The sequence below is a fragment of the Pseudonocardia kujensis genome, from assembly GCF_021283305.1.
Classification (GTDB): Bacteria; Actinomycetota; Actinomycetes; order Mycobacteriales; family Pseudonocardiaceae; genus Pseudonocardia; species Pseudonocardia kujensis.
In genome coordinates this window covers 30,719-43,221 of the sequence record NZ_JAJSOK010000066.1, presented here as the reverse complement: position 1 = coordinate 43,221, position 12,503 = coordinate 30,719, and the positions used below count along the sequence as shown (strand labels likewise).

Annotated in this window: 11 protein-coding genes and 3 pseudogenes; 7 read left to right on the top strand and 7 right to left on the bottom strand. The window is 73.8% G+C overall.

From position 1 onward, the window contains the following. The first annotated feature begins 53 nt into the window (after window positions 1-53). Window positions 54-176 carry a hypothetical protein gene (locus tag LWC35_RS41095; protein ID WP_372463135.1) on the top strand — a complete coding sequence of 41 codons (123 nt, stop codon included), beginning with the start codon at window positions 54-56 and terminating at the stop codon, window positions 174-176. Here the strand turns inward: LWC35_RS41095 and LWC35_RS31440 are convergent. Both LWC35_RS31440 and LWC35_RS41090 read right to left on the bottom strand, forming a co-directional pair. Beyond that, window positions 170-845: pseudogene (locus LWC35_RS31440) on the bottom strand (DNA glycosylase AlkZ-like family protein). The gene LWC35_RS41095 and the pseudogene LWC35_RS31440 overlap by 7 nt on opposite strands. Before the next feature lie 51 nt (window positions 846-896). Further along, window positions 897-1,019 (bottom strand): annotated as a pseudogene (locus LWC35_RS41090) (hypothetical protein); the annotation flags it as partial. Between the two features lie 91 nt (window positions 1,020-1,110). Here LWC35_RS41090 and LWC35_RS31430 point away from each other — a divergent pair. Beyond that, a complete protein-coding gene (locus tag LWC35_RS31430) occupies window positions 1,111-1,467 on the top strand; it encodes a hypothetical protein (protein WP_232873920.1) in 357 nt (118 codons plus the stop codon). Here the strand turns inward: LWC35_RS31430 and LWC35_RS31425 are convergent. From LWC35_RS31425 to LWC35_RS31415, 3 genes are all read right to left on the bottom strand, one after another. After that, window positions 1,436-4,234, bottom strand: coding sequence for an FAD-binding and (Fe-S)-binding domain-containing protein (locus LWC35_RS31425; RefSeq protein WP_232873919.1), 2,799 nt, complete (start codon window positions 4,232-4,234; stop codon window positions 1,436-1,438). The genes LWC35_RS31430 and LWC35_RS31425 overlap by 32 nt on opposite strands. Before the next feature lie 157 nt (window positions 4,235-4,391). Then, window positions 4,392-4,622, bottom strand: coding sequence for a hypothetical protein (locus tag LWC35_RS31420; RefSeq protein ID WP_232873917.1), 231 nt, complete (start codon window positions 4,620-4,622; stop codon window positions 4,392-4,394). A gap of 65 nt (window positions 4,623-4,687) precedes the next feature. Beyond that, entirely contained in the window at window positions 4,688-5,932 is a 1,245-nt protein-coding gene (locus LWC35_RS31415) for a hypothetical protein (RefSeq protein ID WP_232873916.1), read from the bottom strand. A gap of 167 nt (window positions 5,933-6,099) precedes the next feature. Between LWC35_RS31415 and LWC35_RS31410 the strand changes: the two genes are divergently transcribed. The 5 genes from LWC35_RS31410 to LWC35_RS31390 all read left to right on the top strand — a co-directional run bounded on the left by LWC35_RS31410 (window position 6,100) and on the right by LWC35_RS31390 (window position 10,899). Next, a complete protein-coding gene (locus LWC35_RS31410; protein WP_232873914.1) occupies window positions 6,100-6,762 on the top strand; it encodes a GntR family transcriptional regulator in 663 nt (220 codons plus the stop codon). Window positions 6,763-6,914: 152 nt separating this feature from the next. Continuing rightward, window positions 6,915-8,267: an MFS transporter gene (locus tag LWC35_RS31405; RefSeq protein WP_232873913.1), complete on the top strand. Its 1,353-nt coding sequence runs from the start codon at window positions 6,915-6,917 to the stop codon at window positions 8,265-8,267. Window positions 8,268-8,278: 11 nt separating this feature from the next. Next, window positions 8,279-9,142 (top strand): transketolase, encoded by an 864-nt coding sequence (locus tag LWC35_RS31400; RefSeq protein WP_232873912.1) that lies wholly within the window; start codon window positions 8,279-8,281, stop codon window positions 9,140-9,142. Continuing rightward, on the top strand, window positions 9,139-10,128 hold the full coding sequence (locus tag LWC35_RS31395; RefSeq protein ID WP_232873911.1) for a transketolase family protein: 990 nt from the start codon (window positions 9,139-9,141) through the stop codon (window positions 10,126-10,128). The genes LWC35_RS31400 and LWC35_RS31395 overlap by 4 nt, the downstream gene beginning before the upstream one ends. Before the next feature lie 9 nt (window positions 10,129-10,137). Next, window positions 10,138-10,899, top strand: coding sequence for an SDR family NAD(P)-dependent oxidoreductase (locus LWC35_RS31390; protein WP_232873910.1), 762 nt, complete (start codon window positions 10,138-10,140; stop codon window positions 10,897-10,899). A 157-nt stretch (window positions 10,900-11,056) separates the two neighbouring features. On the opposite strand, the gene LWC35_RS31385 is transcribed toward LWC35_RS31390, so the two are convergent. Together LWC35_RS31385 and LWC35_RS31380 are read right to left on the bottom strand one after the other, a co-directional pair. Continuing rightward, window positions 11,057-11,509 carry a DUF1931 family protein gene (locus LWC35_RS31385; protein WP_232873922.1) on the bottom strand — a complete coding sequence of 151 codons (453 nt, stop codon included), beginning with the start codon at window positions 11,507-11,509 and terminating at the stop codon, window positions 11,057-11,059. A gap of 13 nt (window positions 11,510-11,522) precedes the next feature. Further along, a pseudogene (locus LWC35_RS31380) lies at window positions 11,523-11,862 on the bottom strand (Hsp20/alpha crystallin family protein). Window positions 11,863-12,503: the final 641 nt, after the last annotated feature.

Sequence of the window (12,503 nt, the reverse complement as noted above, 5' to 3'; positions counted from 1 at the left end):
GGGACGGCGGGCTCTTCCTCGCCGCCTGGTCCGGCGCGCAGGGGTCGGAGCAGGTGCTGGCGGAGCGGACCGGCGCCACCATCCGCTGCCTGGTCGACGCCGAGCCGCCCGCCCCGACCTGCGTGGTCACCGGGGAGCCGGCCCGGCACGCCGTGCTGATCGGCCGGGCCTACTGACCGCGTGGTGCTCGGCGGGGTGAGGCCGCCACCCGCACCCGGTGGTGCTCGCCGGCGGACAGGAACCCGGCCCCAGCCGGCCCTCCTCGGCGACGGCGGCGCGGTCGGCCCGGGAGAAGCCCCGCAGGGGAGCCGGAGCGACGGTCACGGTGCCGGCCTCGACGGTCCACAGCGCGGCGACCCGGCCGTCGACGAGGACGGCGCGCTCCCCGGCCACGGAGAGGCCGCGGTGGTCGGCGTCGACGCGGCGGCTGCGGTCGTCGTAGCCGAGGAGCGCGTTGTCGAAGGCGGGGAGGAAGGGCACCGGCGCCGGGGTGTCGGAGTCGGGGCGCGGGCGTCGGCACCCGCGTGCGCAGCATCGCGTCGTGGCGTGGCCGCCAGGCCCGCGCGTCCTCCGCGTGACGAGGTGGAGGGTGCGCCGCATCAGCGTCGTCCGGACCAGCCGCCGGGCGGTGAGAAGACGCGACAACACCGCCGGGTCGAACGCCCGCAGCCGTGAGAAGAGGCCGGTGAACGCTCCTGCGGCGCCTGCGCCTGCAGGCCGCACAGGTGCGCGACCGCGTCGGGGACCGGGAGGTCCGCGCGGTCGAGCAGGAGCTGGCGGCCGAGCGTGGCGCGGTTCAGCGCCCGGGGAGAGCCGGGCCATCGGCTCGCCGTGTGGCCGTCGATCGACCCGCGGAGGATGTCCGCGTGCCCGGCGTGCTGGGCGGTCTCGGCGAACACGTGGACCAGCACCTGGCGCACGATCCGCGCCCCGCCGGGCTCGTTCCAGCGCGCCTCGGGAAGCGGACGGGTCGCGGACAGGTGGGGGAGGGCGGCGACCCCCGGGCACCGACCTGCCACCGCTGCTGTTCGACGACGAGCAGGCCGTCGCTTCGCCGACGCCGCCCGGCCGACCGGTGCCTCGACCCGCGGGACGGGTAGAACTCCCCGCGTGCACACCGCCCCGAGCTCGGTCCTGCTGTGGGACGCCGAGGAACTTCGCGACCCGCCCGCTGCGCCCTGCTGCCTGCGTTCCACCCGCGCCGGGGACCGGGCGGTGGTCTACCTGACCGGACCGGGCGGGGGCGTCGCCGCGCTGGTCGAGTTCACGACCGACGCCGAGCCGCGGGCGGAGGGCGGCTGGCACGCGAGCGCGGTCGTGCGCCCGTTGCCGCACCCGCTGCCGCGCCCCGTGCTGCTCGCCGACGACCTCCTCGGCCCCGTCTTCCGGCACCTCCGGAGCCGGCGGCGGCTGCCGGAGGCGGCGGGGGAGCGGCTCACGGCGCTGCTGGAACCGACGCCGCGCTGACCCGGTCGAGCACCTCCAGCACGTGCTCGTAGGGCCGGCCGGTGGCGCGGGTCATGCCGAGCTCGCAGGTCCGGTTGCAGGAGGCGTGGGCGTCGAACGTCCGGCCGGCGAGCTCGGTGGCCTGCGGCGCGGTGGCGGCGGCGGTCAGCTCCGGGTGGAGCAGGCCGCGGTCGCCGGCGAAGCCGCAGCAGCCCCAGGTGGCGGGGACGGTGACCGTGCGGGCGACGGCCGCGGCCACCGCACGCAGCGGGCCGTCGAGCCCCATCCGGACCGCCGAGCAGGTGGGGTGCAGCGCGAGCGAGTCGAGCGGGGTGACCGTCAGCCGGTCGAGCAGGCGCTCGGCGGTGAAGGCGACGGCGTCGACCACCCGGATCGCGGCGTAGCGCCGGTCCGTGGCGTCGGCGACCAGCTGCCGGAGACCCTCGGTGCAGGACGAGGCGTCGCCGATCACGGGCAGCTCGCCCCCGCGGCTGGCCTCCCACAGCGCCGGCAGGACCCGGCGGGCCATCTCGGCGTACCCGGCCGTGAGCCCCTTCGACTTCCACGGGGTGCCGCAGCAGAGCGAGGCCAGCCCGGCCGGGCGGGTGAGGGTGACCCCGCCGCGGGCGCAGAGCCGTTCGAAGGCCGCCGCGGCGCCCCGCTCGCCGGACCGGTCGTCACCGGCCGGGCCGAACATCGTGCCCGTGCAGGAGGCGAACAGCACGGCGTCGGCACGGGGCCGTGCGGTGTCGGACCGCGGCCGGCCGCCGCGGGGCAGCTCGGGGGACCAGGCGGGCAGGACCTCGGGGTCGACGACCCGCCGGCCGAGCGCGGTGGCGCCGGCGACGAGCCGGTCCGGGAGGGCGTCGGCCGCGGTCAGGGCGCCGGCCGCCGCCCGGGTCGTCCCCGCCCAGTGCTTCGCCGCGACCGCCCAGCCCCGCTGCGCCAGCGGGCCGGCCTGCTCGGCGCGCAGCCGTTTCACCAGGTCACCCGTGTTGATCAGGACCGGGCAGGCGGTCTGGCACATCCCGTCGGCGGCGCAGGTGTCGATGCCGGCGTACTCGTAGTCGCGTTCCAGCTCGGCCAGCACGGCCGTGTCGCCGGCCTCCCGCGCCCGCTGCATCTCGCGGCGCAGCACGATCCGCTGCCGTGGCGTGGTCGTGAGGTCCCGGCTCGGGCACACGGGCTCGCAGAACCCGCACTCCACGCACCGGTCGACCTCCTCCTCGACGGCCGGGGCGCTCTTGAGGTGCCGCAGGTGCCCCTCGGGGTCCTCGTCGATCAGCACGCCCGGGTTGAGCACGCCGCGCGGGTCGCACAACCGCTTGATCTCGCGCATGACCTCGTAGAGCTCGTCGCCGTACTGGCGGCGCACGAACGGCGCCATCATCCGGCCGGTGCCGTGCTCGGCCTTGAGCGAGCCGCCGTGGCCGAGGACCAGGTCGACCATGTCGTCGGTGAACCGGGCGAACCGGTCCAGCGGGACGTCGCCGCCGAGCCGCTCGGTCAGCATGAAGTGGATGTTGCCGTCCTTCGCGTGCCCGAAGATCACGGCGTGGTCGTACTCGTGCTTGTCGAACAGCCGGCTCAGCGACTCGCAGGTCGGCAGCAGCGCCGGGACGGGGACGACGACGTCCTCCAGCAGGGCCGTCGTGCCGGTCGGACGCGCGCCGGCGACCGTGGCGTAGAGGCCCTTGCGGATGTGCCACAGAGCGGCCCGCGCCGCCGGGTCGGCGGCCAGGCTGCGCGGCCCGGACACGGGCAGCGTGCCCAGCACCCCGGTCGCCGCGCCGGCCAGGTCGTCCGCCTCCTGCGCGGTCGCGGCCTGGTACTCCACCAGCAGTGCGGCGTGCCGGTCGACCTCCAGCGCCCGCAGTGCCGCGTCGGCCTGCGGGTCCGCCTGCCCGACTCGCAGCGACGTCGCATCGAGCAGCTCGATGGTCGTCGCACCGGTGTCGACGATCTCCGGCAGCGCACCGGTGGCCCCGGCGAGGTCGGAGAAGACCAGGAGCCCGGTGCGGGCGTGCGGGAGCAGCGGGACGGTGCGCAGCACGATCGACGCGATGAACGCGAGCGTGCCCTCGCTACCCACCACGAGGTGGGCCAGGACGTCGGCCGGGCGCGTGTGGTCGAGCAGCGAGTTCAACCCGTAGCCCATGGTGTTCTTCATCGCGAACTGCTGCTCGACGCGGGTCCGCAGGGCCGGGTCGTCGCGGACCCGGTCGCGGAGCCGGGCCAGCCCGGCGTGCAGCTCGGGCTCGAGGGCGCGCAGCCGCGCGTCGGCGTCGGGCGCTGCGGTGTCCAGCACGGTGCCCGACGGCAGCACCAGCACCAGCGAGTCCAGGGTGGCGTAGCTGTTGGCCGTGGTGCCGCAGGCCATCCCGCTGGAGTTGTTCGCGACGACCCCGCCGAGGGTGCAGGCGGACTCGCTCGCCGGGTCCGGGCCGATCTTGCGGCCGTAGGGCGCCAGCCGGGCGTTGACCTGGCGGACCGTGGCGCCGGGTCCGGTGCGCACGCGGGCACCGTCGTCGAGCACCTCGATGCCGCGGAAGTGCCGGCGGGTGTCGACGAGGATCCCCTCGGTCCCGGCCTGCCCGGACAGGCTGGTGCCGCCCGACCGGAAGGTCAGCGGCACGCCGGTCAGCGCGGCGTCGGCGAACAACGAGCCGACGGCGGCCGCGTCGGCGGGCACGGCCACGGCCTGCGGGACGAGCGCGAAGTGCGAGGCGTCCCGGGACCAGGCGAGCCGGTCGACGAGCCGGGTACGCAGTTCGGTGGTGGTGGGCACCGGCTCCTGCTCCTCGGGTGGATGGTGGGGTCGGGTGGGAACGCTAGCGCGTCCGGGGCCGGTCACGCGGGCACGCGGACCCCGCGGGCCTCGAGCCGGGGCAGCACCTCCTGGGCGAACCAGCCGAGCTCGCCCGCGTAGTCGAGGAAGGCGAGCGTCATCCCGGCGAAGCCGGCCTCGTGGAAGCGGGCGATCCCGTCGGCGACGTCGTCCGGGGTGTGGGCACCAGGAAGTCGATCCCCACCTCGTCGGCCAGCCGGGCCAGCCGCAGGTTGTCCGCCCAGCTTCCGGACCAGCGCTCCGGGACGCGCGTCACCGCGAGCCCGGAGGAGCAGTTCGCGGAGAACAGGCCCAGCTTGAAACCCTTGCCGTCGGCGAGCGCCTTCATCGTCGGTTCCTTCCCACGCCCGCAGTCTCGCTCACTGCAGGGTCACCGGCGCAACGGTGCGGGGGTCACACCGCCTGACGGGCCTCGGCCGTGGGCGGGGCCTCGGCCTTCGCGGCGGTCTGCTCGACGATCTCCCGCATGAGGGCACGGCGGATCTTCGGCTGCTGGGACAGGGCGACGGCGAAGACCGTCAGCAGGAACCACATCACGAGGCTGCTGAGCACGACGAGCACGACCGGGATGACCTCCCCGCCCAGCCGAGCGGCGAGTCCCTGGGCGGCGAGGATGCGCCACAGGAGCATGAGGTTGACCAGGTAGCCGACGGCATAGGCGACCACGAAGGCGACGGCGAACTGCTTGAGGCTCCCGGACCGCTTGCGCCGGCGGATCGGCTCGTCGCGCACGGGCAGCAGCACCGACAGGACGTTGCCGACCCCGAGCCAGAGCAGGATGAAGCAGAGGACCAGCGCACAGGCCTTGATGAGCGCGCCGAAGTCACCGGCCCGCCAGGCGAGCAGGGCGCTGAGCAGGAACCCGATCGGGGCGACGAGCGCGGCGACGGCGAGGTTCTTGATCACGAGCAGGTGCCAGAGCCGGGAGCCGCCCTCGAGCGCAGCCCGGACCCGCATGGCGTCGAAGCACATCGCGTTGATGCACACCGCGCCGCCCATCATCACCGAGATCACCCAGAGCCCCAGGTAGGGCAGCCACCGCTGGTCCCGGTCCCACTCGAAGACGCGGATGAAACCGAGGTAGAGCAGGCCCAGGGCCAGGCTGACCGCCAGGCTCTTCACGGCCGTGCGCGGGCGGCGCCGCAGGACGTAGGCGATCTCACCGCGCAGGCCGTGGGCCAGGGCGGGCCCGTGCCGGCTGACGGCGTTGCGCCCCTGCAGCGGGAGGTGCCCGTCCACGGCCGCGGCCCCGGGTTCGTCCTCGCCGGCGTCGATGCGGGCGAGGCGGGCGTCGAGCACGGCGAGGTGGGCCTCGAGCAGGGCCAGCCGCGCGACGCCCACGGCGGCGGCCGCGTCCCGCTCGACGCGGGCGGCGTCGGCGTGGGTGGCCGGTTCCCCCTCGACCGTGGGCGGCGGATCGGGAGCGTCGAGGAACGCCTCCCGCTGGGCGGCCCGCCGGGGGGCGAGTCCGCTGCCGTCGGTACGCCGCTCGGCGGCGAGGTTCTCGTCGACGGCCCGCCGGACCTTCTGCCGCAGGGCGTCGACCTCCGGACGGTCCTTCCACTTCGACGCGAGCGCGGCCCGTTCCGCCGCCCCCGCGCGCTCGACCAGCTCGCTCAGGTCGTCCACCGCGGACATCGGCCACTCCTGCACCTCGACCGCCCCGGCGGGGCGTGCTCGGTGTCGACCGTCGGCGAGTCGGGGCCGGTCGGCACCGCCCGGTGTGGGTGAGTCGGGCGGGTCCGGGTCGCGCGCCGGTGATGCCGTTGTCGGCAGGTAGTCTGTCGACAGTCGGAGGGAGCACCGTGTCCGTCGAGCCGTTGCCGAACATCGACCGCAGCACGCTGCGGGAGCGCGTGTTGCGGGCCCTGCGCTCGGCGATCACCTCCGGGGCGTACCGGCCGGGCGACCATCTGGGCGAGGTCGAGCTCGCGGGCCGGCTCGGGGTGAGCCGGGGAACCGTTCGGGAGGCGCTCCGGCACCTTCAGCAGGAGGGCCTGGTGACGGCGGGCAACCGCGGGATGCTCCGGGTGAACTCCCTGTCCGTCGAGGAGATCCGAGGTCTGTTCCGGGTGCGGGCGGCGCTCGAGGGCCTGGCCGTCACGGAGATCATCGCGCGGCCGGACCGCTCGGCGGCCGTGGCCGCGTTGCGGGCCGCGGTCGACGAGCTGGCCGGCGCGGGGGACGACTTCGCGGCGAAGGTGGAGGCCGATCTCGGCTTCCACGTGCGCCTGTGCGAGCTGTCGGGCAACCCGATGCTGGTCGAGTCCTGGCGGCACCTGGAGGGCCGGATGCGGGTCACGATCATGAACCGGGACCCGGAGGAAGCACCGGCGATGATGACGCCGGGCCGGCACGCGCCGATCATCGAGGCGATCGAGCGGGGCGATCTCCCGGGCGCGCTGGCCGTGGTGGAGGAGCACATGGCCGCGGCCGCCGACCACTTCACGAGCACCCGCGCGCGCTGATCCCCGGCCCGTCCGGATTCGGGAAAGTTCTGTCCGACTGTTGACAGTGGGCCCGTGAGGCCCCAGGGTTTCTCCATCACTGCCGAGTGTTAACAGTCGGACTGTCGGGAGATGGTCCCGGGCTCGGCCGACAACGGATCACCGGAGATCACATGTCTGGAGAGCACGCGCCCCCGCCGGCGGTACGGGGCACGCCGGCCCGGCGACGGGTCGCCGTCGGGTCGTCGATCGGAGCGACGATCGAGACCTACGACTTCATCGGCTTCGGCACGGCCGCGGCCCTGTACTTCAACCACGTCTTCTTTACGTCGACCGATCCGCTGTCGGGGACGTTGCTGTCCTTCGCGACGCTCGGCATCGGGTTCGCGGTCCGTCCCCTGGGCGGCATCATCGGGGGCCACCTGGGGGACCGGATCGGTCGCAAGCCGGTGCTGGTCGGCTCCCTGCTGCTGATGGGCGTCGCGACCGTCCTGATCGGTGTGCTGCCCACGTACGCGCAGGTCGGCGTGTGGGCGGGGATCCTGCTCGTCGCCGTCCGGGTCGTGCAGGGCCTGGCGTTCGGCGCGGAGTGGGGCGGCGCGATCCTGATGACCTTCGAGCACGCACCGTGGCGCAAGCGGGGGCTCTACACCGGCATCACGCAGGCGGGCTTCCCGGTCGGGCTGCTGCTGGCCAACGCGGCGTTCCTGCTGTCGGTGCCACTCGGCGACCAATGGGCCTGGCGGGTGCCGTTCCTGCTGTCGGCCGTGCTGATCGTCGTCGGAGTCGTGATCCGGCTGAAGGTCGAGGAGTCGCCGGAGTTCGAGGCGCTGCGGTCCGAGGGCGAGGTGGCGAAGAACCCGCTGCTCGAGGTGCTCCGTGACGACTGGCGCAACGTCCTGCGGGCGTTCTGCCTGCGGATCACCGAGACCGCCGGCTACGCCATCTCGGTCACCTTCGTGCTGTCCTATCTCGCGAGCGAGAGGCTGGCCGAGCGCTCGACCACGCTGTTCGGCCTGCTGCTGGCCGCGGGCCTGGGCATCGTCGCGACCACTCTCTGGGGCGCGCTCACCGACAAGATCGGCCGCCGTCCGGTCTACCTGATCGGCACCGTGCTCTCGGTGGTCTGGGGTGTGCCGCTGTTCCTGCTGCTCAACACCGGGCAGGCCGTGGCGATCGTGCTGGCCTTCGTCGTGAGCTACGCGGTCTGCCAGAACTGCCTGGCGGGCGTGCAGGGCGCCTGGTTCTCCGAGCTGTTCGACGCCCGAACCCGCACCAGCGGCGCGTCGCTGGCCTACCAGCTCTCGGCCGTCGTCTCCGGGTTCACCCCGCTGATCACCACCGCGCTGTTCGTGAACACCGGCTGGGTCGGCCCGGCGCTGCTGTTCAGCGCCTACGGCGTGCTCGGCCTCGTCGCGACGCTGCTGACCCGCGAGACCTGGGGCCGTACCGAACGCGCCGAGGTGGCCGCCCTGGAGCGGTCCCTCGCCACGTCCGAGACCGCGGCCCAGCCCGCTCGCGCCTGAGGAGGAGAGGAATGACCACCACCATCGAGGTCACCAAGGCGGATCGGGTCCGCGCGGCCGCGACCCGGATCCGCCACCACGCCCTGACCATGGGGGAGGTGCAGGGGCAGGGCTACATCGGCCAGGCCCTCGGCGTCGCCGACGTGCTCGCCGCCTTCTACGCGAAGGGCGACGGCGAGCTGCGGCTGCGCCCCGAGGAGCCCGAGTGGGACGGCCGCGACCGGTTCCTGCTCTCCATCGGGCACTACGCGATCGCGCTCTACGCCGCCCTCGCCGAGGCCGGGACGATCCCGCTCGCCGAGATCGACACCTATGGCTCGGACGACTCCCGACTGCCGATGTCGGGGATGGCCTCCTACACGCCCGGGATGGAGATCTCCGGTGGCTCGCTGGGCCACGGCCTCGGCGTGGCCTGCGGGATGGGGCTCGGGCTGCGCCACCGCGGCAACCCCGCGCGCGTCTTCGACCTGCTCTCCGACGGCGAGCTCGACGAGGGCTCGACCTGGGAGGCCGCGATGGCCTGCGCCCACCACGGTCTGACGAACGTGACCGCGATCGTCGACGTCAACGGGCTGCAGGCCGACGGCCCGACTCCCGGCGTGCTGAAGACCGAGCCGGTGACCGAGAAGTGGCGGGCCTTCGGCTGGCACGCCGTACGCGTCGACGGGAACGACGTCGACGCACTCCTGGCCGGCCTGGACGAGATCCGCGACCGCGCTCTGCGGGACGGAGCGGGTCCGTCCGTGCTGATCTGCGACACCCGCACCGGCCGCGGCGTCCCCTTCCTCGAGACCCGGGAGAAGGCCCACTTCATGCCGGTCGCCGAACACGAGTGGGCCGCCGCCCACGACGCCCTCGAGGGAGTTCGGCGATGACCGCAGCCACCACGAAGCGCCTCACCACCTCGGCGATGATCGCCTCGTTCGCCGACCCCGGTCAGCGCACCGCGCCCGCGCCGTTCGGGCACGCGCTGAACCGGCTCGCCGAGCAGCGCCCGGAGATCGTCGGGCTGTCCGCGGACCTCGCGAAGTACACCGACATGCACATCTTCCGCGACGCCCACCCGGACCGGTTCTACCAGATGGGCATGGCCGAGCAGGCGATGCTCGGCGCGGCGGCGGGACTGGCCGAGGTCGGGCTCGTCCCGTTCGCCTCGACCTACTCGGTGTTCGCCACCCGCCGGGCGTACGACTTCCTGTGCCTGGACATCGCCGAACCCGGGCTCAACGTCAACGTCGTCGGCGCGCTGCCCGGCCTCACCACCGGCTACGGGCCCAGCCACCAGGCCACCGAGGACCTCGCGATCCTGCGGGCCTGCCCGAACCTGACGATCGTCGACCCCTGCGACTCGGTCGACATCGAGCAGGCCGTGCCGCAGCTGGCCGACCACGCCGGGCCGACCTACCTGCGCCTGCTGCGCGGCAAGGTCCCCACCGTGCTCGACGAGTACGACTATCGCTTCGAGCTCGGCAGGGCGGCGCTGGTCCGCCCGGGCAAGGACGTCCTGTTCGTCTCCACCGGGCTGATGACCATGCGGACCCTGCAGGCCGCGGCCCGCCTCGAGACCGACCACGTCGACGCAGCGGTCCTGCACGTGCCGACGATCAAGCCGCTGGACACCGGGACGATCGTGCGCGAGCTGCGCACCGACCGCCTGGTGATCACCGCGGAGAACCACACCGTGGTCGGCGGACTCTCCGAGGCGGTCGCCGCGACCGCCGCCTACGCCGGCATCGCCACCCGCATCCAGCCCGCCGCGCTGCCGGACGAGTTCCTCGCCGCCGGTGCCCTGCCCACCCTCCACGACCGCTACGGCCTGTCGACCGCCGCGCTCTGCGCGCGGGTCAAGGCCGCCCTCTGAGGAGCCTTCGTGTCCGTTTCGAACTCCACCGCCGTCGTCACCGGGGCCGCGTCCAAGCGCGGCATCGGCCGCGCCACCGCCCACGCGCTCGCCGCCGCGGGCTGGAACGTCGCCGTCCTCGACCTCGACGAGGCCGCGGCCAAGGACACCGCCGACGAGATCGCCGGCGCGCACGCGGTCCAGGCGTTCGGCCTGACCTGCGACGTGACCGACGAGACCTCGGTCGCCACCGCCGTCGAGACCCTGACCGCGGACGCCCCGCCGGTAGGGGCGCTGGTCAACAACGCCGGCATCACCTCGCCCACCCGGTTCCTCGACGTCGACGGTGCCGAGTGGGACCGGATCTTCGCCGTCAACGTGCGGGGCGCCTACAACATGACCCGCCGGCTCGCCCCGGGCATGGCCGAGCGCGGCTTCGGCCGGATCGTGTTCCTGTCCTCGGTGTCCGCCGAGCGCGGGGGCGGAGTCTTCGGCGGGGTCGCCTATTCCGCCGCCAAGGCCGCCCAGCTCGGGTTCGCCCGCGCCCTGGCCCGCGAGATCGGCGAGCACGGCGTGACCGTCAACAGCGTCGCCCCCGGCCTGATCGACACCGACATCACCGGTGGGGCGCTCGAGGGCGAGCGCAAGGAGGCGCTGCTCTCCGGGATCCCGGTGGGGCGCAACGGCCGGGTCGCCGACGTCGCCGACCTGATCACCTATCTCTGCCGCCCGGAGGCCGGCTACATCACCGGTGCCACCTACGACGTCAACGGCGGCTCGCACATCCACTGAGCGCCGTCGGAGCCGACTTCATGCTCCCGTCGTCGCCGGCGGCGCCGATCATGGCGGCGTACGGCATCGCCCCCCGGCACGTTGGGGAACGAGCTGCGGGCCGGGGACGGGACAGGGCAGAAGCAGCACGCTGCGGAGGATCGCTCGCGGCGCCGGATCACAATATCTGGCGGAACGCGTCCGTGACCCGCTCCCAGTGCTCCTCGCCCGGATTGACGACATTCGGGTCCACGATCCGGAAGGTGCGGGCGAGCGCGATGCTCAGCCCTCCGAACAGCTCCGGCAGCAGGTCCTCGGTTTCTTCGGAGAAGGTCACGTCGGCGGGCGGGCGGCGCACCACCTGTGCCAGCAACCTGCGAATGTCGGGGGCATCCGCGTGCTTGTCGAACTCGCGGATCCGTTCTTGTAGGCCCCGGGTGAGCGGCAGATCCTGTGGGGCGATCACGTCGCGGCCGTTCCACCTGGCGACGTTCCGCCCGGTGATGGCAATGGCGTCGATCATCTCATCGACGAACTCCTGGAAACGCTTGACGTCGTTGCGGTCCATCCGCAGGGCAGCCACCTCACGGAAGAACCGGCCGAACACCACCGTGCCGGAGGGACCAGGCATGATCGTCACCTGGTCAGGCGGTCGGCGCGGCGTCGGGCTGTCCGGACGTGGACCCGGACCCGGTGCCGCCGGAGCCGGAAGCCGCACCGGTACCCAGCGGGATCCGGCGTGGCTTGCTCGCCTCCCGGACCGGGATCCGCAGGGTCAGCACGCCGTCGGCGACGTCGGCCGCGAGCCCGCCCGGGTCCAGGTTCTCCCCCAGGAACAGCTGTCGGGTTGACGCCCGGGATGTCGAGGAAGACGTCGAACTCGTCCCCGCGGCGCAAGGCTTCCATCGGCAGGCCGCGGGAAGCGCCACGGGGCATGGCCTGCTCGGCCAGCCGGTCGAGCTCACGGAACGGGTCGAAACGCATCAGAGCCACGGCTTCCTCCGAGAACGGGTCGTGGTAGGGGCCAGGGGCGACCCGGCGCCGGCCGGGGTTCGCGCACGGCCCACCGTGGCACCGGACGGCGCCGGGACGAACCGCTTCGGCAGAGGCAAAATCGGGCTCCGACCTCGACCCGCGAGGCCGGCTCCTCGCTCGGACACGGCTCGGCTCGCCACCGGGCACCTCCGAGCGGGCATCACCGAGCGAGCACCACCGAGCGAGCACCACCGAGCGAGCACTGACACCTCGTGCGGAGAAGGGTCCGGCGATTCACCCTGACCGGCCGAAGCGACCGTCGTGGCGGGGGACCACCTCTGGGTCACCGTCAGGTCGATCGGGCAGGCACCTGCGGCTGCTCGCCCTGGCGCTTCCGATGCTGCGGCAGCCGGGCATCTCGTGGTGTCCGGCGATCGCGAACCCCCGGACGAGCAGGCGTGACCTGCCACCGTGGACCAGGTACGACCGTCTCGACGGTCCAGGCCTCGCGCCGGCCAGAGCGCGCGACGGCGGAAGCCGCGGACCGCCATGCTCACCCAGCCGGACGAGGGAGGTCGCCAGGACCGTCCTACCGGGTCAGGGCCGATGGGACGTCTTCGCGGCTGCAGGTGGATGCCAGGGGCGACGCC